Here is a 24924-nt window from a genome sequence, read left to right as displayed (position 1 = left end):
CGCTGCGACTCGAACCGTTTTTTAGGGCTTCGAAGATGGTGCTGCTGGTTTGAAGGAAGTATAGCAACAATTGGATAGAAATGCTCACATGCAACGGAAATTTTTTGTGCATGTGAGCTTTTTCAGACAGCAGCAAGGGACCAGCTATGGTCAGCTATTGAAGCCCTTGCCCTCTTCGGCCAGCTTGACCAGCAACGGCGCCGGCTTCCAGGCGCTGCCCTGGTGGCCCTGGGCGTACTTGTTGATCGCGGCCAGCACGTTAGGCAAGCCCACCGTGTCGGCGTAGAACATCGGGCCGCCGCGGAACAGCGGGAAGCCGTAGCCGGTCAGGTAGACCATGTCGATGTCCGAGGCGCGCAGGGCGATGCCCTCTTCCAGGATGTGGGCCGCTTCGTTGACCATCGAATACACCAGGCGTTCGACGATCTCCTGGTCGCTGATCTTGCGGCGCGCCACGCCGATATCGGCCGAGTGCTGCACGATCATGGCGTTGACCTGCTCGTTCGGGTAGGCCTTGCGGTCGCCCGCCTTGTAGTCGTACCAGCCGGCGCCGGTTTTCTGGCCGTAGCGGCCCATCTCGCACAGCAGGTCGGCGGTCTTGGAGTAGCTGATTTCCGGCTTCTCCACGTAGCGGCGCTTGCGGATGGCCCAGCCGATGTCGTTGCCGGCCAGGTCGCCCATGCGGAACGGTCCCATGGCGAAGCCGAACTTCTCGACCGCCTTGTCGACCTGCTCCGGCAAGGCGCCCTCTTCCAGCAGGAAGCCGGCCTGGCGGCTGTACTGCTCGATCATGCGGTTGCCGATGAAGCCGTCGCACACGCCCGACACCACGCCGGTCTTCTTGAGTTTTTTCGACAGCGCCAGCGCGGTGGCCAGCACGTCCTTGCCGGTCTGCGCGCCGCGCACGATTTCCAGCAGCTTCATCACGTTGGCGGGGCTGAAGAAGTGGGTGCCGATGACGTCCTGCGGACGCTTGGTGAAGCTGGCGATCTGGTTCAGGTCCAGGGTCGAGGTGTTGGAGGCCAGGATGGCGCCCGGCTTCATCACTTCGTCCAGCTTGCGGAACACGGCTTCCTTGACGCCCATCTCCTCGAACACGGCTTCGACCACGATGTCGGCCTGGCCGATGTCTTCATACGCCAGCGTGCCGCTGACCAGGGCCATGCGCTGGTCGAACTTCTCCTGCGTCAGCTTGCCCTTCTTCATGGTGTTTTCGTAATTCTTGCGGATCGTGGCCAGGCCCTTGTCCAGCGCTTCCTGTCTGGTTTCCAGCATGATGACCGGGATGCCGGCGTTCAGGAAGTTCATGGCGATGCCGCCGCCCATGGTGCCGGCGCCGATCACGGCGGCCTGCTTGATGGCGCGCACCGGCGTATCGGCCGGCACGTCCGGCACCTTGCTGGCGACGCGTTCGGCGAAGAAGGCGTGGCGCAGCGCTTTCGATTCGGTGGTCTGGATCAGGTGCAGGAAGCGTTCACGCTCGAACTTCATGCCGTCCTCGAACTTCATCGTGACCGATGCGGCCACGGTTTCCACGCATTCCAGCGGCGCCGGGAACGGGCCGGACATGGCCTTGACCGTGTTGCGCGAGAATTGCAGGAAGGCTTCGTGGTTCGGGTAGTCGACTTTGCGGTCGCGCACTTTCGGCAGCGGACGCGCGTCGGCGATGGTTTCGGCAAACGCCACGGCCGAGCTGACCAGGTCGGCGTCGGCGGCGAACACGGCGTCGAACAGCGCGGTGTTGGCCAGCTTGTCGGACAGCACCGGGGTGCCGGAGACGATCATGTTCAACGCCATTTCCAGGCCCAGCACGCGCGGCAGGCGCTGCGTGCCGCCGGCGCCCGGCAACAGGCCCAGCTTGACTTCCGGCAGCGCGATCTGCGCGCCCGGCATCGCCACGCGGTAGTGGCAGCCCAGCGACAGCTCCAACCCGCCGCCCATGCAGACAGTGTGGATGGCGGCGACCACCGGCTTGGTCGAGCTTTCGGCGGTGGCGATCAGCGTGTGCAGGCTGGGCTCGGCCAGCGCTTTCGGCGAATTGAATTCCTTGATGTCGGCGCCGCCCGAGAAGGCCTTGCCGGCGCCGGTGATGACGATGGCTTTGACGGTGTCGTCCGCCAGCGCCTGCTGGATGCCCTTGACCGCCGCCGTGCGGGTGGCCAGGCCCAGGCCGTTGACCGGCGGATTGTTCAGCGTGATGACGGCAACCGTGCCGCGGACTTGATATTCAGCAGTCATGTCTCTTCCTTATGTTTTAGTGGAGCTTTAATAAGATCGTCAGCCCACTCACTATACCGCATAAAAGAACGGTCGTATTATTTTTTTTGTTGACCTTACAGCATGGTACAGGATGGCCCGGTGGCCAGCCATGCAAACTTGCCGTTTCGGCCAGTGCTTTTGAATGCCGAGAAAATGCTTTTTAAATAGGAGAAATTCTCACTGAAATATATCGCGATATTAATTCCTCGTGGAAAATTCAATACACGCGCATCAGAAATTTAAAATAGATTCTTGTTTTGGCTCAAATTCAGATGAATAATAAGTTCAGCCGAATACAACAGTGCCCCGTAAATATTTCCCGCCTATTAATTCTCTCCAAATATCACAGGACTCGACATGGACGCGCATAGCCAGGTAATCAAATCACAGGATCTTGATATTCAAGCTATTAATACGGCGTTGAACCGAGTGCAGGCGCTGATCGAGTTCGATCTCGACGGCACCATCCTGCACGCCAACGACAACTTCCTGAAAACCGTCGACTACACGCTGGAGGAAGTCCGGGGCAAGCACCACTCGATCTTCTGCGATCCCGAGTACGCCAAGACGCCGGAATACAAGGACTTGTGGGCGCGCCTGGGGCGCGGCGAGTTCGACCGCGGCGACTACAAGCGCCTGGCCAAGGGCGGCCGCGAGGTGTGGATCAACGCCTCCTACAACCCGATCATCGACGCCGAGGGCAAGGCCTACAAGGTCATCAAGTTCGCCACCGTCATCACCGACAGCAAGATAAAGAACGCCGAGTACGAAAGCAAGGTCGCCGCCATATCCAAGGCCCAGGCGGTGATTGAATTCGACATGGGCGGCCATGTATTGAATGCTAACGAGAATTTCCTTAACGCCATGGGTTATACCCTGGAGGATATCAAGGGCGAACACCACCGCATGTTCTGCGAACCGGAATATGCGAATAGCTCGGAATATAAACGGTTCTGGCAAAAATTGAATCGCGGCGAGTTCGATGGCGGTCGCTATAAACGAGTTGGCAACAATGGCAAAACCATATGGATACAGGCGACTTATAATCCAGTGCTCGATCTCAACGGCAAGCCATATAAAATCGTGAAGTTTGCCAGCGACATTACCGACCAGGTCAACCTGGAGAACTCGGTGGCGGCCAAGGCCGAATCGGACGGCATCAAGATCAAGCGCCTGCTGGACTCGGTGGGCCGCGCCGCCTCCGGCGACCTGACCAGCAAGATCATCATCGACGGCGACGAACCGCTGGACCACCTGGCCGAAGGCATCAGCAAGATGATCACCGACCTGCGCAAGGTCATCAGCGACGTGGTGGCCTCGGCCAACGGCCTGGCGGACGCCTCGACCACCATCGCCGAACGCTCCAACGGCGTGGCCGTGGGCACCCAGGCGCTGGGCGCCACCGTGGAGGAAATGAACGCCTCGATCGACGGTCTGACCAATTCCATCAACACCATCGCCCAGAACACCAACGACGCCGACACCCTGGCCAAGGCCACCCAGCACGAAGCCGAGGCCGGCGCCAAGGCCGTGGCCAAGTCGATCGAGGCGATGGACCTGATCAACCGCTCGTCGGAAGACATCGGCGAGATCGTCAAGGTGATCAGCGAGATCGCCAACCAGACCAATATGCTGGCCTTCAACGCCGCCATCGAGGCGGCCCGCGCCGGCGAGCACGGCCTGGGCTTCTCGGTGGTCGCCGACGAGGTGCGCAAGCTGGCCGAGCGCTCCTCGCAGGCCACCAAGGAAATTTCCAAGCTGATCAACGAGTCGGTCAAGCGGGTCTCGGCCGGCAGCGAGATTTCGCGCCAGGCCAGCGATGCCTTCGACAAGATCGTCGCCGGCGTCGCCAAGACCACGCTGGCGATCTCCGATATCTCCAGCGCCACCAACGAGCAGCTGCTGACGGCGCGCGAAGTCAGCACCGCCGTGCAATACATCGCCGAGGAGTCCGAGAAATCGGCCGCCGCCTGCGACAGCATCGCGCGCTCGACGGAGGGCTTGAACCAGCGCGCCGGCGATTTGAACAAGACCGTGGCCGGCTTCGTGGTGTAGGCGTGAGCATCGGCGCGGGACTTCCCCCGGCGACGCTGACCGCGCTCATCGCGCTGGTGCGCAAGCACACCGGCATCGCGATGACCGAGCGCAAAAGCATCTTGCTGGAGCGGCGCCTGCGCCCGCGCATGCAGGCGCTGGAGATAGTCAGCTACCAGGCTTACCTGGACAAGGTGGAGCAGGACCGGGGCGAGATTCCGCACTTTATCGACCTGGTCACCACCAACGACACCCTGTTCTTCCGCACGCCGCAGGTGTGGGATTACGTCGAGCAGGAATTCCTGCCCGCGTGGTGGGCGGCGCACCAGGGACGGCGGCTGCAGGTCTGGTCCGCCGCCGCATCCAGCGGCGAAGAGCTGTATTCGATGGCGATATTGTGCGAGGAATTCCAGGCCGCGCATCCCGGCTTCAGCTACCGCATCCACGCCACCGATATCTCGCAACAGATCCTGGAGCAGGCCCGGACCGGCGAGTACAGCGGCCGTTCGGTGGAGCGCATCCTGCTGTCGCATCCGGAATGGGTCAAAAAATACTTCAAGCCCGGCGGCAAGGGCCTGCGCGTGGTCGACGCGCTGAAACAGCATGTGGACCTGGCGCAGCACAACCTGCTGGTGCCGCTCAAGCCGCACAAACAGTTCGACCTGGTGTTCCTGCGTAACGTGCTGATCTACTTCGACCAGGAACACCAGCAGACCGTCCTGAAGCAAGCCCGCCACAGCATGGCGGCCCACTCCCGGCTGATTCTGGGTGAATCCGAATCGATAGTCGGGCTCGACACGGCCTACCGCTACGAGCGGCCGATGATTTATACGGTGTGACATGGAAACTCTCGACAACATCAGCATGTTCAGCGCGCCCGCCCTGCCCGGCTGCCTGCGCGTGCCCATGGGCAAGCTGGAGATCGGCGCCCACAGCGGCCAGCTGCAGGCGCTGCTGGGATCGTGCGTCGGCATCGCCTTCCTGTGGAAAAAGCGCGGCTGCTGCGGCCTGGCCCACTGCCTGCTGCCGGAAGCGCCGGACCGCCAGTGCGAAACCGGGGCGCGTTATGTCAGCCAGGCCGTGCCCTCGCTGCTGCGCCTGATGGGCGCTACCGAGGCCGATTATCCCGACATCGAAGTGGTGGTGGCCGGCGGCGCCCATATGTTCCAGCGCCAGGCGCCGAGGCTGCAGGTCGGCCAGCAGAATGCCGCCGCCGCCCACAAATACCTGCGCGAATGCGGGCTCAACGTCAGCTATTGCCGGCTGGGCGGCAAATGCGGCCGCACCCTGACCATCGACTGCGCCACCCAGAGTTACGCCGTCACCGACATCGTCGCCACGCCACAGGACAGCCTCCATGCACGCCACTAACAGCGCCGCCGCCCCCGCCACCGAACTGTTCGGCTCCTTCGTGCTGGGCGGCGACGAGTTCGCCCTGCCGGCGATCTGCATCCGCGAAGTGGTCAATTATCCCGCCAAGATCAGCGTGCTGCCGCTGTCGCCGGCCTTCCTCGAAGGCGTGTTCACCTTGCGCGGCGTGGTGATCCCGGTGGTCAACCTGGGCCGCGTGTTCCGGCCGGAGGCGCGCGCCGCCGAGGCCAGCGACAAGATCGCCATCCTCGATTTCCAGGGCGTGCTGGTGGGCATACTGTTCCATGAAACCGGCGAGATCCTGCGCGTGCGGCCCGAGCAGCGCAGCACCCTGAGCTACGCCAACGGCGACGTGCACGGCGTGGTGGCCGGCACCATCCTGCTCGACGACGGCGCGCGCCTGGTGCAGGTGCTCGACCCGGCCGCGCTGGTGCGCATCGAAAACGTGCCGCAGGTGCTGGCGCTGCAAGGCGCGCAGCGCCAGACCGCGCGCCGCAACCAGGGCGAGCGGCGCCAGTGCGTCAGCTTCCGCGTCGGCATATCGTCGTTCGCCTTCGAGATGAGCGCGATCCAGGAGATCATCCGCGTGCCGGAATTGCAGGCCTCGGTGCTGAACAGCGCGCTGTGCCTGGGGCGCATCAATTTTCGCGGCAGCCAGGTGGCCGTGGTCGACTTCAGCACGCTGCTGAACTCGAACGCGGCGCCGGCCTCGGCGCAGCGCGAGTTCCTGCCCGACCAGCGCATCGTCATCGCCCGCATCGACGACGCCACCATCGGCTTCCTGGTCGATTCGGTCGACAACATCGTCAACTTCTACAGCGAGGAAGTGATGGCGATCCCGCTGCTGAGCAAGGCCCGCGCCGGCATGTTCGGCGGCTGCATCTCCAAGCCCGAGCTGGGCGACATCATCTTCCTCAACCACCGCGAGATCTTCAGCAACAACGAGATCAAGGAGATGCGCGCCGGCCACGCCAGCCTGTATCCGAAGGACGAGGCCGCCAAGACCGAGCGCGATCCGCGCCGCAGCCAGCGCCAGGTCTACATCACCTTCGCGCTGGAGAACACCTACGCGGTGGAGATCAAGCAGGTGCGCGAGATCATCGACTTCTCCGGCGACATCACCCGTCCGCCCGGCATGCCGGCCTTCATGCGCGGCATGCTGAACCTGCGCCAGCAGATGATCAGCGTGATCGACCTGCGCAGCCTGTATCACATGCCCCCACTCGATAACGCCGACCAGGCCAAGATCCTGATCATCGAGCGCGGCGAAGACCTGTATGGCCTGATGGTGGACGCGGTCGAGAACATCATGACCATCAGCGACAGCCGCCGTTTCGCTGCGCCAAAAATGCTGCGCAATCCCGGCGTGCAAGGCGACCCGCGCGGCGAGATGGACGAGGTGATCGACATCGAGGGCGAAGGCGACAGCCACAAGACGCTCAGCGTGTTCGAATGCGACCGCCTGCTGCAAAGGCTGGCGCGCGAGATGCCGGCGCTGGCGGAGCTGGCGGCATAGGCGGCGCTGCGGTAAAGTAGCGGCATGCCGGCAGCCGCCGGCCTGGCCAACTTTTGAGGTTTTACCATGTTCATTTCTCGACGCGCCGTCGCCCTGCTGCTTCCCCTGACCCTGGCGGCGGCCAGCGCCTATGCGCTCTCGCTGGCCGACCTGAGCAACCAGGACGCCACCGGCGGCCTCAAGGCGGCGCTGGATAAAGGCTCGTCGCTGGCGGTTGCCAAGCTGGGCGCCGAGAACGGCTTCCTCAACAATGAGAAAGTGCGCATCCCGCTGCCGAAAATCCTGGAACAGGCGCGGCCGCTGCTGAAGATGACCGGCAAGGGCCAGCAACTCGACGACCTGGTGGTGCAGATGAACCACGCGGCCGAAGCGGCGGTGCCGATGGCCAAGCCGCTGCTGGTGGACGCCGTCAAGTCCATGAGCGTCACCGACGCCAAGAACATCCTGACCGGCGGCGACACCTCGGTGACCGATTTCTTCCGCGAGAAAACCTCGCCGAAGCTGGCGGTGCAGTTCCTGCCGATCGTGAAAAAGGTCACCGACCGCTCCGACCTGGCCAACAAGTACAACACCGCGATGGCGATGGCGCCCAAGCTGGGCGTGCTGGCCAAGGAACAGACCACGGTCGAAGGCTACGTGACCCAGCGCGCGCTGGACGGCCTGTACACGATGATAGGCGAAGAAGAAAAAGCCATCCGCGCCGATCCGCTCGGCGCCGGTAGCAAGCTGATCGGCAAGGTGTTCGGCGCCCTCAAGTAACAGCAAGTCTCCTCCCCCTCAGCCCGGTTCGCCGGGCTTTTTTTTGTCTTGATGCCCGGCCCGGCATCGCTTAATATAGATAGGTAGCCTACCTATATTGAATGCCATGACCAAAGAACCCGCCATCCCCAAGGAAGCCATTGCGCTGGCCGACGAGCTGAGGACCGCCCTGCACCATGTGTTCCGCCGCATCCGCCAGGAGGGCGACAGCGATCCGCACGGCCTGTCCCTGCAGCACAAATTGCTGCTGTCGACCATCAGCCGGACGCCCGGCATCGGCGTGGCCGAGCTGGCGCGCCTGGAAAAGCTGCGCGGCCCGACCATGAGCGGCCACATCAAGGCGCTGGAAAACGCCGGCCTGGTGCGGCGCGACGCGCCCAATCCCGAGGACCGCCGCAGGGTCGGCCTGCTGCTCACGCCGCAAGGCGCGGCGGTGATTGAAGACATACGCAGCCGCCGCCTCGACTGGCTGGCCCGCCGGCTGGCGCAGCTGCAACCGGAAGGCGCGCAGGCGCTGCGCGACGCCATCCAATACCTCAACGAGATCGGCGAATGACGATGCATACAGATACCGCGCCGGTCACGGCCAGGGAAATCCGCGCCATCTACCTGGGCCTGGTCATCATGATCGGCTTGTCCGCGCTGGACCAGAGCATCGTAGCGACCGCGCTGCCGCGCATCGTCTCCGACCTCGGCGGCATGGCCCACCTGTCGTGGGTGGTGACGGCCTACATGCTGGCGTCCACCGCCACCATGCCGCTGTACGGCAAGCTCAGCGACCAGTACGGCCGCAAACCCTTGCTGTACACCGCGATCATCACCTTCCTGATCGGCTCGGCCCTGTGCGGGCTGGCGCAGAATATGACCGAGCTGATCGTCTTCCGCGCGATCCAGGGCATGGGCGCGGGCGGCTTCCTGCCGCTGGCGCAGATCGTCATCGGCGACCTGATACCGCCGGCCGAGCGCGGCAAGCGCCAGGGCAGCATCGCCGCCGTGTATGCGGTGGCCAGCGTGCTGGGTCCGGTGCTGGGCGGCTTGCTGACGAGCTGGCTGTCGTGGCATTGGATCTTCTACGTCAACCTGCCGATGGGCGCGCTGGCGCTGTATGTGATCTCCAAATCCATGCACCACACCAGCCCGCACCGCGAGCACAAGATCGACTACCTGGGCTCGGTGCTGCTGACCGGCGGCGTCACGGCGGCGCTGCTGGTGCTGGCCTTGGGCGGCACGCAATGGCCATGGAATTCCGGCGAAGTGAAATACCTGAGCGTGCTGGCGGTGGCGCTGATCGCGGGCCTGCTGTGGCACGTGCGGCGCGTGCCGGAGCCGGTGCTGCCGCCGGACTTGTTCCACAACCGCGTGTTCAACGTCGCCAGCGTGGTGCTGGCGCTGACCTTTGTCGGCATGATGGGTTCGAGCGTGTTCTTCCCGCTGCTGTTCCAGATGGTGATGGGCGCCAGCCCGGCCAATTCCGGCCTGCTGACGATGCCGATGATGGTCGGCCTGGTGATCGCATCGTCGCTCAATGGCCGCGTGCTGGCCAGGTCCGGCGGCCGCTACAAGCCGGCGCAGACCGTGGGCCTGGGCCTGGCGACCTTGTCGTTCGCCGTGCTGGCCTGGGGCATCGCGCACTCGGCGGGCTACCTGGTGCTGGAACCGGCCATCTTCGTGCTGGGCGCCGGCCTCGGCCTGGTGATGCCCAATATGACGATGGCGGTGCAAAACGCCCTGCCCGCCACGCGGCGCGGCGTCGGCACGGCGATGCTGGCCTTCTTCCGCTCACTCGGCGGGCTGGTCGGCGTGACCGGATCCGGCGCGATCCTGGCGCAGCGCCTGCACGGCCAAGCCGCCACGGCCGACATCTATCGCCACGCCATCGCCAGCATCTTCACCACCGGCACGGTGCTGGTCGGCCTGGGCTTGCTGATGCTGACGTTCCTGCCCGAACTGCCGCCTCAGGCAGTCGGCAAGCGATAGTCGCGGTACTGCTCGCGCAGCTTGTTTTTCTGGATCTTGCCGGTGCCGCCGACCGGCAGCGCCTCGGCAAACACCACGTCGTCGGGCAGCCACCACTTGGCGACCTTGCCCTGGAAGTGGGCCAGCAGGTCCTCGCGGCCGAGTTCCTGCCCCGGCCGCAGCACCACCACCAGCAAGGGCCGCTCGTCCCACTTCGGATGGGCGACGCCGATGCAGGCCGCCTGCATCACCGCCGGGTGCGACATGGCGACGTTCTCCAGGTCGATGGTGCCTATCCATTCGCCGCCGGACTTGATCACGTCCTTGCTGCGGTCGGTGATCTGCATGAAGCCGTCGGGGTCGATGGTGGCCACGTCGCCGGTCGGGAACCAGCCGTCCTCCAGCACGTCGCCGCCTTCGTCCTTGAAGTAGCGCGAGATGATCCACGGCCCCTTGACCATCAGGTGTCCGTAGCTGACGCCGTCCCACGGCAATTCCTTGCCGTCGTCGTCGGCGATCTTCATGTCGACGCCGTAGATCGCATGGCCCTGCTTCTGCAGGATCTTGCGCTGTTCTTCCTTGCTCAGGTCCAGGTGCTTGGTCAGCAGGCCGCCGGCGGTGCCCAGCGGCGACATTTCCGTCATGCCCCAGGCATGGATCACCTCGACGTCGAACTCGTCGATCAGCGTGCTCATCATCGCTGGCGGGCAGGCCGAGCCGCCGATCACGGTGCGGCGGAAGGTCGAGAACTTCAGCTTGTTCTGCATCGCGTAGTTGATCAGGCCCAGCCACACGGTCGGCACGCCGGCCGAGAAAGTGACCTGTTCTTTTTCCATCAATTCGTAGACCGACTTGCCGTCCAGCGCCGGCCCCGGAAACACCATCTTGGCACCCGACAGCGGCACCGAGTACGGCAAACCCCAGGCATTCACATGGAACATCGGCACCACCGGCATCACCGTGTCGCGCGAGGAAACGTTGAGCGCATTCGGCATGGCGGAGCCGTAGGCGTGCAGCACGGTCGAGCGGTGCGAGTACAGCGCGCCCTTGGGATTGCCGGTGGTGCCCGAGGTGTAGCACAGCGTGCAGGCGGAATTCTCGTCGAACAGCGGCCATTCGTACTCGGGCGAATGGGAGTTGATCAAGTCTTCGTAGCACAGCAGGTTGGGGATTTTCGTCTCGGCCGGCATGCGGTCGGCGGCGCCGAACAGGATAAAGCCCTTGACGCCCTTGCACAGCGGCGCGAACGCTTCCACCAGCGGCAGGAAGCAGAAATCGAACATCAGGTACTGGTCTTCGGCATGGTTGCAGATGTAGGCCAGCTGGTCGGGATGCAGGCGCGGGTTCAAGGTGTGCAGCACTGCGCCCGAGCCGGACACGCCGTAATAGGCTTCCAGATGGCGGTAGCCGTTCCAGGCCAGCGTGGCGACGCGGTCGCCCATGCGCACGCCCAGCCCGTTCAAGGCGTTGGCCAGGCGTTTGGCGCGCTGCTGGCAGTCGCGGAAGGTGTAGCGGTGCAGGTCGCCTTCAACCCGCTGCGAAACGATCTCGCTGTTGCCATAATGCCGCGCGGCGAAGTCCAGGATGCTGGACACGAGCAGCGGCTGATTCATCATCTGGCCCATCAGCGGACTCTGTGGATACATGTATGCGGGCTCCTGGAAATGTTAATTTAATAGGAATGAGTTTGGAATGCCCGTGCGCCGACCGTCAATGCATTTCGATGCTGCACCGCAGCAGCCGCCCGCTGCGGTAAAATCGCAAGTTCACGCCCTGCGGGGCCTTACTGCGAAACGGAAACTGCCATTACTGCCTCTAAACTGCCGCTGGACAATTCCTTCGCGTCCCTGCCGCCCGCTTTTTACACCCGCCTGATGCCTACCCCGCTGCCGGCGCCTTATCTGGTCGCCGTCAGCGCGCCGGCCGCAGCACTGGTCGGGCTGACGCCCGAGCAAGTCGCCGACAGCCTCGACGTCCTGGTCGGGAATGCCGCGCCGGAGCGCGCGCTGCCGCTGGCCGCCGTGTATTCCGGCCACCAGTTCGGCGTCTGGGCCGGCCAGCTGGGCGACGGCCGCGCCATGTTGTTCGGCGACGTCGCCACCGCCGAAGGGCCGATGGAACTGCAATGGAAAGGCGCCGGCCTGACGCCCTACTCGCGCATGGGCGACGGCCGCGCCGTGCTGCGCTCGTCGATCCGCGAGTTCCTGTGCTCGGAAGCGATGCACGGCCTGGGCATCCCGACCTCGCGCGCGCTGTCGGTGGCCGGTTCGGACCAGGGCGTGATGCGCGAGACCGTGGAAACCTCGGCCGTGGTGGTGCGCATGGCGCCCAGCTTCGTGCGCTTCGGCTCGTTCGAGCACTGGTTCTACCGCAACAAAAACGACGAGCTGAAACAGCTGGCCGACTATGTCATCGACCGTTTTTATCCGGAGTTGCGCGCGGAAGCGAATCCTTACAAGGCATTCCTGGCCGAAGTCACGCGTCGCACCGCACATATGATCGCCCACTGGCAGGCGGTGGGCTTCATGCACGGCGTGATGAACACCGATAATATGTCCATCCTCGGCCTGACGCTGGATTACGGCCCGTTCGGCTTCATGGAAGCCTTCGACTCCGACCACATCTGCAACCACACCGACCAGCAGGGGCGCTATTCCTACGCCAACCAGCCGCAGGTAGGCCATTGGAATTGCTACGCGCTGGGCCAGGCGCTGCTGCCGCTGATCGGCGAAGTGGACGAAACCCAAGCCGCGCTCGATGTCTACCAGCCTGAATTCGCCGCCAAGATGGACGAGCTGCTGCACGCCAAGCTGGGCTTGACCTTGCTGGCCAGGCACGTTGATGCCGATCGCACGCTATTTGACGCCATGTTCGCGCTGATGCAAGCGAACAGCGTCGATTTCACGCTCTTCTTCCGGCGCCTGAGCGGCTTGAAGTCGGCCGACGCCAGCGGCGACGAGCCGCTGCGCGACCTGTTTATCGACCGTCCGGCCTTCGATGCCTGGGCCACGCAGTACCGCGCCCGCCTGCAAGCCGAGGCCAGCGACGACGCTGCGCGCAAGCTTGCGATGGACAAAGTCAACCCCAAATATGTGCTGCGTAATTACCTGGCTCAAGTTGCCATTGAAAAAGCACAAAACAAGGACTTTACTGAAGTGGAGCGTTTGCTGTCAGTTTTGCAGCGCCCATACGACGAACAGCCTGAGCACGATCAATACGCCGCCTTGCCCCCAGACTGGGCCAGCCACCTCGAAGTAAGCTGTTCTTCTTAAGCGAGTACTAAGCCATGAGCAATAAAGTCACCAAATCCGACGCCGAATGGCGCGCCATGCTGGACCCTATGGAATATCAAGTCACCCGGCATGCCGCCACCGAGCGCGCTTTTACCGGCAAGTTCTGGGATCACCACGAGCACGGCATCTACACCTGCGTATGCTGCGATACGCCGCTGTTCCGTTCCGACGCCAAATTCGATTCCGGCTGCGGCTGGCCGAGCTACTTTGAAGCGCTCGATCCCGCCAATGTCATTGAAAAAACCGACCGCACCCATGGTATGCTGCGCACCGAAATCATCTGCGCGGTGTGCGACGCCCATCTGGGCCATGTGTTCCCGGACGGTCCTCCTCCAACCGGATTGCGCTATTGCATCAATTCGGCCTCGCTGCGCTTCGACCCACAATAACGTTTGAGACAACATGAAATTTCTGTTCGACCTGATCCCGCTGCTGCTGTTCTTCGTTGCCTACAAGCTGTCGGGCTGGAACGCCGACGCGGCCCAGCATTTCATCAACACCTACCTGAGCAGCATCGTCTCCGGCGGCACGGTGACGCCGGACCAGGCGCCGATCGTGATCGCCACGCTGGTCGGCATCCTGGCGACGATGGCGCAGATCGGCTACATCAAGCTGCGCGGGCGCAAGGTCGATTTCGTGCTGTGGTTCTCGCTGGCCATGTTTGTTTTCTTCGGCGGCCTGACCATTTACCTGCACGATGAAGATTTCATCAAATGGAAATTGAGCATCGTCTATTGGTTCTTTGCATCCGGCCTGCTGATTAGCGAGTTCGTCTTTAAAAAGAACCTGATGCGCAAGTCGATGGAAGAAATCGTCCAATTGCCGGACTTGATCTGGAGCCGCCTGAACCTGGCCTGGATCAGTTTCTTTATCGCAATGGGCTTCCTGAACTGGTATGTCGCCTTCGTCTTGTTTAAAGGCGACACCAGTTCATGGGTCAGTTTTAAAGCATTTGGTTCGACCGCGATCATGTTTGTGTTTATCGTCGGTCAAACAATCTACCTGTCGCGCCACATGAAGGATGAAGCATGACTGATACGCGTATGGAGCGCATGCGCGGCCGCTTCCAGGCCGCCCTGGCGCCGCTGGAACTGACGCTGGAAGACGACTCGGCGCTGCACGCCGGCCATGCCGGGGCCGCCTCGGGTGGGGGTCATTACAACGTTAGAATTGTTTCGTTACAATTCGAGGGGCTCAAACTCGTCACAAGACATCGACTCGTGTATGATTCCGTGCACGATATGATGCATAAAGAAATTCATGCATTGGCCATTACCGCATTGGCTCCGTCCGAAGTATGATGTAGCGCTTGGTTTGGGAACGGTCGCTATCGGTTTCAAAATAATTGAACACAAAGACTGATAGCTGATCCAACTCCTGCCCAGGCAATTTCGCTAAAACTTTCCCCTTACAGGAATTAATAATGACTTTCAAGCCAGCCAGTTTGCTGATTGCACTTCTCGCCGTTGCCGCCGTACCTGCTTTCGCACAAAACGTTGCCGTAGTTAATGGCAAAGCCATCCCAACCTCGCGCGTGGACGCTGTGGTCAAGCAAGTTGTCGCCCAAGGCCAGCAGCCTGATTCGCCACAACTGCGCGATCTGATCAAGAAAGACCTGATCGGCCGCGAAGTGATGATGCAGGAAGCGGAAAAACAAGGTTTCGGTAAAGATGCAGCGGTCAAGACGCAAATCGAAAACGCTCGCCAGGCCATCATCGTCAACGCGCTGGTCGGCGACTACATGAAGAAGAACCCGGTTTCGGATGCCGACATCAAGGCTGAATACGACCGCTTCGTGGCCCAGAACGGCGACAAGGAATACCACGTACGCCACATCATGATGGCTACCGAAGCTGAAGCGAACGACGTGATCGCCAAGATCAAAGGCGGCGCCAAATTCGAAGAACTGGCAAAAGCATCGAAAGACACTGGTTCCGCAGCGAACGGCGGCGATCTGGATTGGGCAGTTCCATCGTCCTTCCCACCAGCGTTCTCGGCTGCTTTCGTTGGCCTGCAAAAAGGCCAGGTTACCGAGAAGCCGGTTCAAACCCCGAACGGCTTCCACGTGATCAAAGTGGACGACATCCGCGCAGCCAAGCTGCCTACCCTGGAAGAAGTGAAACCGCAAGTTGCGGAAGCACTGGCCCAGAAGAAATTGCAAGCCTACCAGGAAGAACTGGTCAAGAAAGCAAAAGTGCAGTAATGTTATAGATGAAGGCGGCGCCCTGCGGGGCGCCGTTTTTAATTCTGCGTTGGTACAATGCACCGCCGAGTGCGATTTCTTGTTTCTTTATAGGATTTAATAATGATGTTGAAGCCAGCCCACCTGTTGTTAGCACTGATCGCTGCCGTTGCAGCGCCGGCATACGCGCAAAACGTCGCGACCGTGAATGGCAAGGCTATTCCAGCCGCCAAAGTAGATCAAATGGTCAAGCAAGTGGTCTCGCAAGGCCAACAGCCTGATAGCCCGCAGCTGCGCGAAATGGTCAAGAAAGAATTGATCGGCCGTGAAGTAATGATCCAGGAAGCGGATAAACAAGGTTTCGGCACCAAGGCTGAAGTCAAGGCTGCAATTGAGAACGCTCGTCAAAGCATCATCATCAATGCGATGCTGGCTGACTACGTTAAAAAGAATCCGGTTAAAGACACCGAAATCAAAGCCGAATACGACAAGTATAAATCTGCCATGGGCGAGAAAGAATATCACTCGCGTCATATCCTGGTAGCGACCGAACAGGAAGCCAAGGACATTATCACCAAGCTGAAAGCCGGCGGTAAATTCGAAGAATTGGCTAAGGTATCGAAAGACGGTTCCGCCAATAACGGCGGCGATCTGGGCTGGATGACTCCAGGCAAACTGGTCAAGCCTTTCGCCGATGCGATGATTGCCCTGAAAAACGGCGAGATTACCCAGACCCCGGTTAAAACCGAATATGGTTTCCACGTCATCAAACTGGAAGAATCCCGCGCCACCAAACTGCCTTCGCTGGAAGAAGTTAAAGGCCAGGTAGCAGAAGCCCTGCAGCAGCGTAAAATCGCCGCCTTCCGCGACGAGCTGACCAAGAAAGCCAAGATCCAGTAATCTGGTTTTTCGGTTGTTCAAAAAGCGCCTCATTGAGGCGCTTTTTTTATTGGGGCCGCACAAGGGTTTAAAGCCAGATTCTGGCTGAAACGCGCCAAGTTCTGGCTTGATTCCGGGGCTTCATCTATACTTGCCGTATGAATTCCGAATTCCGCACTGCCCTCGACACCGCCCTCGCTTCTGCCACCACGCCCGGTCGCGCCCCTGCCATGCGCGCCTACATGCGTGACCAGTTTGATTTCCTTGGAGTCGGGACGCCGCAGCGCCGTCTGGCCGCAAAGCCTTTATTGAAGCAATTAAAAGGCAATGGAGCGGATAATCTCCTCCATTACGCCTTTGAATTATGGGCGTTACCGCAAAGGGAATATCAGTACGTGGCAATCGACTTGCTGGACATGCACAGCAAGGAATTGGAACTCGTACATATTCCCAAACTGCTCGAATTGGTGCAGCATAAATCATGGTGGGATACGGTTGACGCGTTGGCTTCGGTCATAGGCGATGTTTTGCGCTTCCGCCACGATGGCATGGACCGGGCCGTAAAACACGAGAATATGTGGGTGCGCCGAATCGCCTTATTGCACCAGCTGGGGTGGCGCGGCAAAGTTGATACAGATCGGCTTTTCAATTATGCCCTCGCCCTTGCCCATGAAAAAGAATTCTTCATACAAAAAGCGATAGGCTGGGCTTTGCGGGATTATGCACGGCACGATCCTGAAGCAATTCGGGCATTCACGCTAAAAGAAAAACAGCAGCTTTCAGCGTTGAGTTATCGCGAGGCCAATAAGCATCTTCTGGCGGAATAGGCGTGGCGTATCGCCGGCCCAGCGCATAAAGGCGCGATTAAAGGCGCTCTGCTCGGAATAGCCTAATAACAATGCGACTTCGGGCAATGCCAGGCGTTTATCCCGCAAGTATTCCTGCGCCATTTGAAGGCGGGTATCGTCCAATAAAGCCCTGAATGTCCGCCCGCCCTGCTCCAGCTTCCGGCGCAGCGTGCGGCCTGACATATGCATTTCAGCGGCGATATTGTCCAGCAACGGTTCGCCCTTAATCAGCCAGGCGGCGATACAGCTGCGGACCTGGTGGGCAAGGTCATCTCTTTGCGGCAATTCAGCAAGACGGATTTGAACCTGCCGCTCCAGCATCGCCACCAAACCCTGATCAGGCTGCCGCAGCGGTAGTGCCAGCAAACCGGCCGCATAGTCGATTCTGGTGGTCTCGGCGCCAAATACCAGCGGGCAGCGGAACAGCGCGGAGTACGGCGCAACGTCGGCCGGCTGAGGCTCAACGAAGTGAACCGCCAACGGCGACACGCCGGTACCGGTGATGTCGCGGGCAAACTGCACCAGCGCCGCCATGCCGCACTGATTGACCAGCAGCCCCACGTTGCGCGACTCCGCGCTCCACTCCAGCACCAGCAAATCGCCATCTAGCCGCCAACTGACCGGGCTGACGTCGTGCACCAGCCGTTGATAGCGCACGTAACGCTCCAATGCCGCCGGAACGCCGCTGGATGCCAGCAGAACGTAGCCTAATGGCCCCAGATGAGCGGGAGTGATGGTTGCGCCGACCCGCAGGCCGATCGCCGGCTCATCCAGTTGCCGCGCGGCGCACTCCAGCAGCATCCGCCAGTGCTGCACGGAATAGGACGGCTCGCCACCATCCGCCACCGGCGCTGGCTCCGCCAAGACCGCCTCAGCGGCCTGGCTTTGCCCTTCGAGGTAGTCGAACAGCATGCGAACGTAAGTGCCTGGAATGGCGCGGGGTGTTTTGCTCATGGCCTGAATTGTCAAAAATTATGACCTGCATTGTCAAGCCTGCAATGCCCGCCGCGCCTACTATCGTTCCATTTCAACCACGGGAGGAACTCATGATCGCAGCATCCGCCGCCCAGGCGCAGGAACTGGTACGCAACTCGTCGCATTTTCAGTGGTACGTCATTCCCCTGCTTTTGCTGGTGATCCACGCCTACGGCGAACAAGCGGCCGCCAGGCGCTGGAACGCGGTGCTGGCGGGCCTGGCGTTCTGGCTGATGGATTGGGTCAACGAGATCTGGAACGGCCTGCTATTCCACTTCTCCGGCTTCGCACCGGCCTGGAGCACGCCGAACGGCTCGGCCTATGTGCTGCTGATCGGCCTGAACATCGAAATCAGCTTCATGTTCGCCATCATGGGCCTGTACGCGGTGCGTACGCTGCCCGCCGACCGCAAGCTGAAGATCATGGGCGTCAACAACCGCTGGCTGTTGGCGGTCGTCAATTCAGTGCTGTGCGTGTGCGGGGAGGTCTGGCTGAATCACGTCGGCGCGCTGGTGTGGGAATGGCCGGCATGGAACCTGGGTGCGCCGTGGCTGATCTGGCTGATCGGCTACCTGCCGTTCTTCGTCGTCGCCTACTGGATCCACGACATGACGTCGCTGAAACGCCAGGCCGGCGTGGTGGCGACGCTGGCTGGCGGCGTGACGGTGGCGTTGGCCGCTTTCGGCGGACTGTTGGGCTGGATATGAAAAAAGGCCGGATCGCTCCGGCCTTTCTGCTTACTTAACCAACGAACTTGCGCGCGTTGCGGAACATCCGCATCCAAGGCGAATCCTCGCCCCACGATTCAGGATGCCACGACTGCTGTACCGAGCGGAACACTCGTTCGGCGTGCGGCATCATCACGGTGAAGCGGCCGTCGGCCGTGGTCACCGAGGTCAGGCCCTGCGGCGAGCCGTTCGGGTTGTACGGATAGGCTTCGGTGGCCGCGCCGCGGTTGTCGACGAAGCGCATCGCTGCCACGGCTTCGTTGATGTTGCCGGTCTGCGTGAAGTCCGCATAGCCTTCGCCGTGGGCGATGGCGATGGCGGTCTGCGTGCCGGCCATGCCGTTGAAGAAGATCGACGGCGAGTCCAGCACTTCCACCATCGCGAAGCGCGCTTCGAATTTCTCCGATTTATTGGTGGTGAACTTAGGCCAAGCATGCGCGCCCGGGATAATGGACTTCAGGTTGCTCATCATCTGGCAACCGTTGCACACGCCGAGGCCGAAGCTGTCGGTGCGCGCGAAGAAGCGGGCGAACTGCTCGGCCAGCGCGGCGTTGAACAGGATGGTCTTGGCCCAGCCTTCGCCGGCGCCCAGCACGTCGCCGTACGAGAAGCCGCCGACGGCGATGATGCCCTGGAAGTCATCCAGCTTGACGCGGCCGGCAATCAGGTCGCTCATGTGCACGTCGACGGCGTTGAAGCCTGCCTGGTGCATCACGTACGCGGTCTCGATGTGCGAGTTGACGCCCTGTTCGCGCAGGATCGCAACGCGCGGACGCACGCCGGTCGCCAGGAACGGCGCAGCCACATTCTCGGTCAGGTCGAAGCTGATCTTCGGCGTAATGCCAGGATCGGTTTCGTCCAGGATGCGGTCGTATTCGGCATCGGCGCAGGCAGGATTGTCGCGCAGGCGGGCGATGCGCCAGCTGGTCTCGCTCCACAGGCGGTGCAGTTCCGAGCGCTGCTTGTTGTAGATGATCTTGGCGTCGCGGGTGAACTCGATCACGCCACGGTCGTTCGGCTTGCCGATGATATGGCTGCACGCGCCCAGGTTGAAGGTGCGCAGCACGTCCATCACCAGCGACTTCTCTTCGGCGCGAACCTGGATCACAGCGCCCAGCTCTTCGGAGAACAGCGCGCGCAGGGTTTGCTCGTTGCGGCGTTCGGCGATCTGGCCGGCCCAGTTCTTGGCATCGCCCTGGTCGGCGCCATGGCCTTGTTCCAGCGTCAGGATGTCGAGGTTGATCGACAGGCCCGCACGGCCGGCGAAGGCCATCTCGGTCAGCGTGCCATACAGGCCGCCGTCGGAACGGTCGTGGTAAGCCAGCAGCTTGCCGTCGTTGTTCAGTTGCTGGATCGCGGTGAAGAAGCCCTTCAGGTCTTCCGCGCTATCCACGTCCGGCGTCTCGTTGCCCAGCTGGCCCATGACCAGCGACAGCGCCGACGCGCCCATGCGGTTCTTGCCGCGACCCAGATCGATCAGGATGATGGCGGTGTCGCCGGCATCGGTCTTGATCTGTGGCGTCAGCGATTTGCGCACGTCGTGCACCGGCGCGAAGGCCGAGACGATCAGCGACACTGGCGAGGTGACAGCCTTGGCGTCGCCCTCGTCTTTCCACGTGGTGCGCATCGACAGCGAATCCTTGCCGACCGGGATGCTGATACCCAGCGCCGGGCACAGTTCCATGCCGACTGCCTTGACGGTGTCGAACAGCGCTGCGTCCTGGCCAGGCTGGCCGCAGGCGGCCATCCAGTTGGCGGACAGTTTGATGTCGGAGATATCCTTGATCGGCGCTGCGGCGATGTTGGTGATCGCCTCGGCAACCGCCATGCGGCCCGATGCCGCGGCGTTGATGACGGCCAGCGGCGTACGCTCGCCCATCGCCATCGCTTCGCCCAGGTAGCCTTCGAAGCTCATCGCGGTGACGGCGCAATCGGCCACCGGCACCTGCCAAGGACCGACCATCTGGTCGCGCACGGACATACCGCCCACGCTACGGTCGCCGATGGTGATCAGGAAGGACTTGTCGCCCACGGTAGGCAGCAGCAGCACGCGCTTGGCGGCTTCTTCCAGGTCGATGCCGGTCAGGTCGATGGCCGGGAATTCGTTCTGCACGTGATGCACGTCGCGCTGCATCTTCGGCGGTTTGCCCAGCAGGACATCCATCGGCATGTCGACCGGCTCGTTGCCCAGCTCTGGATCGATCAGCTTCAGTTGACGTTCTTCGGTCGCGGTGCCGACTACGGCGAACAGGCAGCGCTCACGCTCGCACAGCGCCTTGAACATCGGCAGGCTGTCCGGCGCGATCGCCAGCACATAGCGTTCTTGCGATTCATTGGACCAGATTTCTTTCGGCGCCATGCCGCTTTCTTCCAGCGGGATCTTGCGCAGGTCGAAGATCGCGCCGCGCTTGGCGTCGTTGGTGATCTCCGGGAAGGCGTTCGACAGACCGCCGGCGCCGACGTCGTGGATCGAGATGATCGGATTGTTGGCGCCCAGCTGCCAGCAGCCGTTGATCACTTCCTGCGCACGGCGTTCCATCTCTGGATTGCCGCGCTGGACCGAGTCGAAGTCCAGGTCCGCGGTGTTGGTGCCGGTGGCCATCGACGAAGCGGCCGAGCCGCCCATGCCGATGCGCATGCCGGGACCACCCAGCTGCACCAGCAGGCTGCCGACCGGGATGTCGTTCTTGTGCGTGTGCTGGCCGGAGATGTTACCGATGCCGCCGGCGATCATGATCGGCTTGTGGTAGCCGAACACGGTGTCGTGCGCGCCGGCGAACTGCTTGCCGATATTCTGTTCGTAGGTACGGAAGTAACCACCCAGTACCGGACGGCCGAATTCATTGCTGAACGCGGCGCCGCCCAGCGGGCCTTCGATCATGATCTGCAAGGCCGAAGCGATGCGGTCTGGCTTGCCGTAGGCTTTACCGGTGTTGCGGTAGTCTGCCGCAGGCGCGGTGACGTCGGCGTCGTTTTCCCAGGCTTGTACAGCGCCTGGCAGCATCAGGTTCGACACGGTGAAGCCGGTCAGGCCAGCCTTCGGCTTGGCGCCACGGCCAGTCGCGCCTTCATCGCGGATCTCGCCGCCGGCGCCGGTGGAGGCGCCTGGGAATGGGGAGATCGCGGTCGGGTGATTGTGGGTTTCCACTTTCATCAGCGTGTGCGTCAACTCGGTCATCGGCGCGTACTGGTGGGCGTCGCCCTGCGGGAAGAAGCGCATCACTTCCGCGCCTTCCATGATCGACGAGTTGTCGCTGTAGGCGACGATGGTGCCCTTAGGCTGCAGCTGGTGCGTGTTCTTGATCATGCCGAACAGCGACTTGGTCTGCGCTTCGCCGTCGATGGTCCAGTCGGCGTTGAAGATCTTGTGGCGGCAGTGCTCCGAGTTCGCCTGCGCGAACATCATCAGCTCGACGTCGGTCGGATTGCGGCCGGCCTTGGTGAAGGCGGCGTCCAGGTATTCGATCTCGTCGTCCGACATCGCCAGGCCCAGGTCCGTGTTGGCCTTTTCCAGCGCCGCCTTGCCCATGCCGATCACGTCCACCGATTCCAGCGGCTTCGCTTCCAGCGTGCGGAACAAACCGGCCGCTTCGTCCGGATGGCGCAGCACCGATTCCGTCATGCGGTCGTGCAGCAATGCTGCCACGGCCTGCACTTCTTCGTCCGACAGCTTCTTGGCGGCGCCGATGCTGCTGCCCAGGATGCCGGTCTTCAGATTGATGCGGAAGGCGATGCCGCGCTCGACGCGCTTGATGTGCGCCATGCCGCAGTTGTGGACGATGTCGGTGGCCTTGGAGGCCCACGGCGAGATCGTGCCGAAGCGCGGAATGACGAAGAACTCTTCGACGGCGCCATCGGTGTTGTCGGCATGGGCCGGCTCACCGTAGGTCAGCAGCGCGCCGAGGCGGCTGGTGTCGTCGGCCGACAGCGGTTCGGCGGCATCGATGAAGTGGACATAGCGCGCCTGGACGGCGGCGACGGCAGGCAGCGCGGCTTGCAGTTGAGTTAACAGGCGTTGGCTACGGAATGCGGACAGGGCGTTGGAGCCCGGCAGAATCAACATGGTTGGAGGATGGTTGATGCAGCGTGGCTGCGGATTAAAGGTAGATGGAGCACGAGATACTTGTAATGCAGAATTTCCTTTGCGCGCATTATACCTCTTACCACGCTGTCTATACAGCGCCAATTCAGGCCAAAAAGTGCCACTGAAGCAACATTTTTGGGCATTTCGGGGGTGAATATGCCTCTTGCCGGGGTCAGCGGCCCGGTTTTCATAACATTTTGACTTGCCATGGAGTATGCTAGATTTAACTTTAGCTAGGATGCGTAACATGGCGGAATATAGTGAATTGTCGGTGCTGATCGTCGACCCCAATCCGGGGATGCGCGGCAGCCTGCACAACATGCTTAACCAGTCCGGCATCACCAAGATCGATTACGCGGTCAGTTCCGGCACGGCCATCCGCCAGTTGGGCAAGAAACCGTTCGACATCATCCTGTGCGAGTACGACCTCGGCAACGGCAGCGGCGAAAACAATGGCCAGGACGGCCAGCAGTTGCTGGAAGACCTGCGCCTCCACAAGCTGATCTCGGCATCGACGATCTTCATCATGCTCACGTCCGAGGGCGTCTACAGCAAAGTGATCGGCGCGGCCGAGCTGACGCCGACCGACTACGTGCTCAAGCCCTTCACCGTGGACGCGCTGCTGCAACGCATGCGCAAGGCGGTCGAACGGCGCGACGTGTTCCTGCCGGTCCACCAGCTGGTTGAAGTGGGCAGCATCCGCAAGGCCATCGGCGAGTGCGGCATCGCGGAAGAGAAGAATCCCCGCTACGCGATCGACTTCGCGCGGCTGCGCGCCGAGCTGCTGGTATCGCTGGACGAACTGGCCGACGCCGAGGTGGTATACCAGGTCATCCTGATGAACCGCCCTGTCGCCTGGGCGCACCTGGGCATGGCGCGCTGCCAGTTCGGGCAGCAGAAGTACATCGAGGCGCAGGAGACCTTGCAGGAGCTGCTGGTCCAGAATCCCAAGTTCATGGCGGCCTACGATCTGCTGGCGCGCACGCACGAGGCGATGGGCCAGCAGGAGTCGGCCAAGAAGATACTGGAGGACGCGGTGGCGATCTCGCCCAACATGGTGCACCGCTTGCGGCACCTGGGCGAAGTGGCCTTCGAGACGGGCGACGTCGGCGCCGCCGAGAAGGCGTTCAAGCAAGTGGTGGCCAAGGCCAAGTACTCCGAATTCCGCGACCCGGAAGACCACGTCAAACTGGTCAAGACCCTGGTCAAGAAAGGCGACGCCAACCAGGCCAGCGGCGTGATACGCGACATGGAGCGCTCATTGCGCAGCAGCGCCAACGTCGACGCCTGCCGCGCGATCGCCGCCGGCCTGTTGCAGGAAATGGCGGGTAATATCACCGGCGCGGCGACCGAGTTGACCAATGCCGTTACCGCCATCGGCGCCAGCCGCGGCCTGTCGACCGGCCTGAAAATCGGCCTGGTGCACAGCTGCCTGAACGTCAAGCTGGACCAGCAGGCGTCCGAGCTGATGCTGAACCTGATGAACGACACCGAAAGCGGCGTCTCGATGGACGATGCGGTGCAGGTGTTTGAAAAAGCCGGCCGCCACGACCTGGCCGAAGGCATGGGCGAGCAGATCAAGCATCACGTGGAGGAGTTGATCGCCCACGCGTCCGAACAGCGCAGCCAGGGCGACCTGCGGGCGGCGGTCGATACGCTCAACGCGGCCTTGCGCAAGGCGCCGGCCAATATGTCGCTGCTGCCGGCGGCGACGTCGGCGATACTCAAGCAACTGGACGATCTGGGGTGGGAAGTGCCGCTGGCCGAACAATGCTCCTTCCTGCTGGAGCGCATGCGCAAGATCGATCCGGCCCATCCTTCGCTGGAGGCGCTGCAGGCGCAGTATTCGCACACCCAGCGCAAGTACGGTATCGCGACGGTGGCGTAACTAGAAAATCAGCGAGCCGGGGAAGTTGGACAGGTGCGAGATCAGGTACCACGTCACGAAATACATGGCGCACAGCAGGAAGGCCGACCAGATCGCGCGGTTCGCCGAGCTGCGTCCGCGCAGGAGCTTGAGTAGCATACGCACCGAGTCCT

General features: G+C 61.9%; 21 protein-coding genes. 16 read left to right on the top strand and 5 right to left on the bottom strand.

The annotated features are described in order from the left end of the window. Positions 1–150 precede the first annotated feature (150 nt). Entirely contained in the window at positions 151–2238 is a 2088-nt protein-coding gene (locus V6M89_RS05330; protein ID WP_332852217.1) for a 3-hydroxyacyl-CoA dehydrogenase NAD-binding domain-containing protein, read from the bottom strand. 450 nt (positions 2239–2688) lie between these two features. Between V6M89_RS05330 and V6M89_RS05325 the strand changes: the two genes are divergently transcribed. The 7 genes from V6M89_RS05325 to V6M89_RS05295 all read left to right on the top strand — a co-directional run bounded on the left by V6M89_RS05325 (position 2689) and on the right by V6M89_RS05295 (position 9916). Next, positions 2689–4314, top strand: a complete 1626-nt coding sequence (locus tag V6M89_RS05325; protein WP_332852404.1) for a methyl-accepting chemotaxis protein — start codon at positions 2689–2691, stop codon at positions 4312–4314. Between the two features lie 2 nt (positions 4315–4316). Beyond that, positions 4317–5132, top strand: a complete 816-nt coding sequence (locus V6M89_RS05320) for a CheR family methyltransferase (protein ID WP_332852216.1) — start codon at positions 4317–4319, stop codon at positions 5130–5132. Position 5133: 1 nt separating this feature from the next. Continuing rightward, positions 5134–5664, top strand: coding sequence for a chemotaxis protein CheD (locus tag V6M89_RS05315; RefSeq protein ID WP_332852215.1), 531 nt, complete (start codon positions 5134–5136; stop codon positions 5662–5664). Beyond that, the gene (locus V6M89_RS05310) at positions 5651–7180 is read left to right on the top strand and encodes a chemotaxis protein CheW (RefSeq protein ID WP_332852214.1); all 1530 of its coding nucleotides are present in this window, start codon (positions 5651–5653) and stop codon (positions 7178–7180) included. Before V6M89_RS05315 ends, V6M89_RS05310 begins: the two co-directional genes overlap by 14 nt. A 66-nt stretch (positions 7181–7246) precedes the next feature. Next, entirely contained in the window at positions 7247–7939 is a 693-nt protein-coding gene (locus V6M89_RS05305) for a DUF4197 domain-containing protein (RefSeq protein WP_332852213.1), read from the top strand. Positions 7940–8045: 106 nt separating this feature from the next. After that, positions 8046–8495: a MarR family winged helix-turn-helix transcriptional regulator gene (locus tag V6M89_RS05300; protein ID WP_332852212.1), complete on the top strand. Its 450-nt coding sequence runs from the start codon at positions 8046–8048 to the stop codon at positions 8493–8495. Then, entirely contained in the window at positions 8492–9916 is a 1425-nt protein-coding gene (locus tag V6M89_RS05295; protein WP_332852211.1) for an MDR family MFS transporter, read from the top strand. The genes V6M89_RS05300 and V6M89_RS05295 overlap by 4 nt, the downstream gene beginning before the upstream one ends. Here the strand turns inward: V6M89_RS05295 and V6M89_RS05290 are convergent. Then, positions 9895–11541: a 3-(methylthio)propionyl-CoA ligase gene (locus V6M89_RS05290; RefSeq protein WP_332852210.1), complete on the bottom strand. Its 1647-nt coding sequence runs from the start codon at positions 11539–11541 to the stop codon at positions 9895–9897. The genes V6M89_RS05295 and V6M89_RS05290 overlap by 22 nt on opposite strands. Before the next feature lie 159 nt (positions 11542–11700). Here V6M89_RS05290 and V6M89_RS05285 point away from each other — a divergent pair, with 159 nt between their 5' ends. From V6M89_RS05285 to V6M89_RS05255, 7 genes are all read left to right on the top strand, one after another. Next, positions 11701–13167 carry a protein adenylyltransferase SelO gene (locus V6M89_RS05285; RefSeq protein WP_332852403.1) on the top strand — a complete coding sequence of 489 codons (1467 nt, stop codon included), beginning with the start codon at positions 11701–11703 and terminating at the stop codon, positions 13165–13167. Between the two features lie 14 nt (positions 13168–13181). Further along, on the top strand, positions 13182–13577 hold the full coding sequence (msrB, locus tag V6M89_RS05280; RefSeq protein WP_020703277.1) for a peptide-methionine (R)-S-oxide reductase MsrB: 396 nt from the start codon (positions 13182–13184) through the stop codon (positions 13575–13577). A gap of 13 nt (positions 13578–13590) precedes the next feature. Further along, on the top strand, positions 13591–14220 hold the full coding sequence (locus V6M89_RS05275) for a septation protein A (RefSeq protein WP_332852209.1): 630 nt from the start codon (positions 13591–13593) through the stop codon (positions 14218–14220). Next, positions 14217–14489: a BolA family protein gene (locus V6M89_RS05270; protein ID WP_332852208.1), complete on the top strand. Its 273-nt coding sequence runs from the start codon at positions 14217–14219 to the stop codon at positions 14487–14489. The genes V6M89_RS05275 and V6M89_RS05270 overlap by 4 nt, the downstream gene beginning before the upstream one ends. 122 nt (positions 14490–14611) lie before the next feature. Beyond that, entirely contained in the window at positions 14612–15391 is a 780-nt protein-coding gene (locus tag V6M89_RS05265) for a peptidylprolyl isomerase (protein ID WP_217945215.1), read from the top strand. Positions 15392–15493: 102 nt separating this feature from the next. Then, positions 15494–16270, top strand: coding sequence for a peptidylprolyl isomerase (locus V6M89_RS05260; protein WP_332852207.1), 777 nt, complete (start codon positions 15494–15496; stop codon positions 16268–16270). 137 nt (positions 16271–16407) lie between these two features. Beyond that, on the top strand, positions 16408–17076 hold the full coding sequence (locus V6M89_RS05255) for a DNA alkylation repair protein (RefSeq protein WP_332852206.1): 669 nt from the start codon (positions 16408–16410) through the stop codon (positions 17074–17076). Here the strand turns inward: V6M89_RS05255 and V6M89_RS05250 are convergent. After that, positions 17029–18051 (bottom strand): AraC family transcriptional regulator, encoded by a 1023-nt coding sequence (locus tag V6M89_RS05250; RefSeq protein WP_332852205.1) that lies wholly within the window; start codon positions 18049–18051, stop codon positions 17029–17031. The two genes, V6M89_RS05255 and V6M89_RS05250, sit on opposite strands and share 48 nt — an antisense overlap. 92 nt (positions 18052–18143) lie before the next feature. On the opposite strand from V6M89_RS05250, the gene V6M89_RS05245 reads away from it, so the two are divergent. Continuing rightward, complete coding sequence (locus tag V6M89_RS05245) at positions 18144–18779, top strand: hypothetical protein (protein ID WP_332852204.1); 636 nt, start codon at positions 18144–18146, stop codon at positions 18777–18779. A gap of 34 nt (positions 18780–18813) precedes the next feature. Here V6M89_RS05245 and purL read toward each other — a convergent pair whose 3' ends face one another. Next, positions 18814–22863: a phosphoribosylformylglycinamidine synthase gene (gene purL, locus V6M89_RS05240; protein ID WP_332852203.1), complete on the bottom strand. Its 4050-nt coding sequence runs from the start codon at positions 22861–22863 to the stop codon at positions 18814–18816. A gap of 268 nt (positions 22864–23131) precedes the next feature. Between purL and V6M89_RS05235 the strand changes: the two genes are divergently transcribed. Further along, complete coding sequence (locus V6M89_RS05235; protein ID WP_332852202.1) at positions 23132–24772, top strand: response regulator; 1641 nt, start codon at positions 23132–23134, stop codon at positions 24770–24772. Here the strand turns inward: V6M89_RS05235 and V6M89_RS05230 are convergent, their stop codons facing one another. Next, positions 24773–24910, bottom strand: coding sequence for a hypothetical protein (locus V6M89_RS05230; protein WP_332852201.1), 138 nt, complete (start codon positions 24908–24910; stop codon positions 24773–24775). Positions 24911–24924 lie beyond the last annotated feature (14 nt).

Origin of the sequence: Duganella sp. S19_KUP01_CR8, from assembly GCF_036688705.1 — a bacterium.
Lineage (GTDB): Bacteria > Pseudomonadota > Gammaproteobacteria > Burkholderiales > Burkholderiaceae_D > Rugamonas.
The sequence above is the reverse complement of the archived record's forward strand: the minus strand, read 5'-3'. Positions and strand labels throughout refer to the sequence as shown.

Bases quoted from the DNA above. Each gene is read 5' to 3' on its own strand.
- V6M89_RS05330 (WP_332852217.1), bottom strand. From the start codon at position 2,238: ATGACTGCTGAATATCAAGTCCGCGGCACGGTTGCCGTCATCACGCTG.
- V6M89_RS05315 (WP_332852215.1), top strand. From the start codon at position 5,134: ATGGAAACTCTCGACAACATCAGCATGTTCAGCGCGCCCGCCCTGCCC.
- V6M89_RS05310 (WP_332852214.1), top strand. From the start codon at position 5,651: ATGCACGCCACTAACAGCGCCGCCGCCCCCGCCACCGAACTGTTCGGC.
- V6M89_RS05305 (WP_332852213.1), top strand. From the start codon at position 7,247: ATGTTCATTTCTCGACGCGCCGTCGCCCTGCTGCTTCCCCTGACCCTG.
- V6M89_RS05300 (WP_332852212.1), top strand. From the start codon at position 8,046: ATGACCAAAGAACCCGCCATCCCCAAGGAAGCCATTGCGCTGGCCGAC.
- V6M89_RS05295 (WP_332852211.1), top strand. From the start codon at position 8,492: ATGACGATGCATACAGATACCGCGCCGGTCACGGCCAGGGAAATCCGC.
- V6M89_RS05290 (WP_332852210.1), bottom strand. From the start codon at position 11,541: ATGTATCCACAGAGTCCGCTGATGGGCCAGATGATGAATCAGCCGCTG.
- msrB (WP_020703277.1), top strand. From the start codon at position 13,182: ATGAGCAATAAAGTCACCAAATCCGACGCCGAATGGCGCGCCATGCTG.
- V6M89_RS05275 (WP_332852209.1), top strand. From the start codon at position 13,591: ATGAAATTTCTGTTCGACCTGATCCCGCTGCTGCTGTTCTTCGTTGCC.
- V6M89_RS05270 (WP_332852208.1), top strand. From the start codon at position 14,217: ATGACTGATACGCGTATGGAGCGCATGCGCGGCCGCTTCCAGGCCGCC.
- V6M89_RS05265 (WP_217945215.1), top strand. From the start codon at position 14,612: ATGACTTTCAAGCCAGCCAGTTTGCTGATTGCACTTCTCGCCGTTGCC.
- V6M89_RS05260 (WP_332852207.1), top strand. From the start codon at position 15,494: ATGATGTTGAAGCCAGCCCACCTGTTGTTAGCACTGATCGCTGCCGTT.
- V6M89_RS05255 (WP_332852206.1), top strand. From the start codon at position 16,408: ATGAATTCCGAATTCCGCACTGCCCTCGACACCGCCCTCGCTTCTGCC.
- V6M89_RS05250 (WP_332852205.1), bottom strand. From the start codon at position 18,051: ATGAGCAAAACACCCCGCGCCATTCCAGGCACTTACGTTCGCATGCTG.
- V6M89_RS05245 (WP_332852204.1), top strand. From the start codon at position 18,144: ATGATCGCAGCATCCGCCGCCCAGGCGCAGGAACTGGTACGCAACTCG.
- purL (WP_332852203.1), bottom strand. From the start codon at position 22,863: ATGTTGATTCTGCCGGGCTCCAACGCCCTGTCCGCATTCCGTAGCCAA.
- V6M89_RS05235 (WP_332852202.1), top strand. From the start codon at position 23,132: ATGGCGGAATATAGTGAATTGTCGGTGCTGATCGTCGACCCCAATCCG.
- V6M89_RS05230 (WP_332852201.1), bottom strand. From the start codon at position 24,910: ATGCTACTCAAGCTCCTGCGCGGACGCAGCTCGGCGAACCGCGCGATC.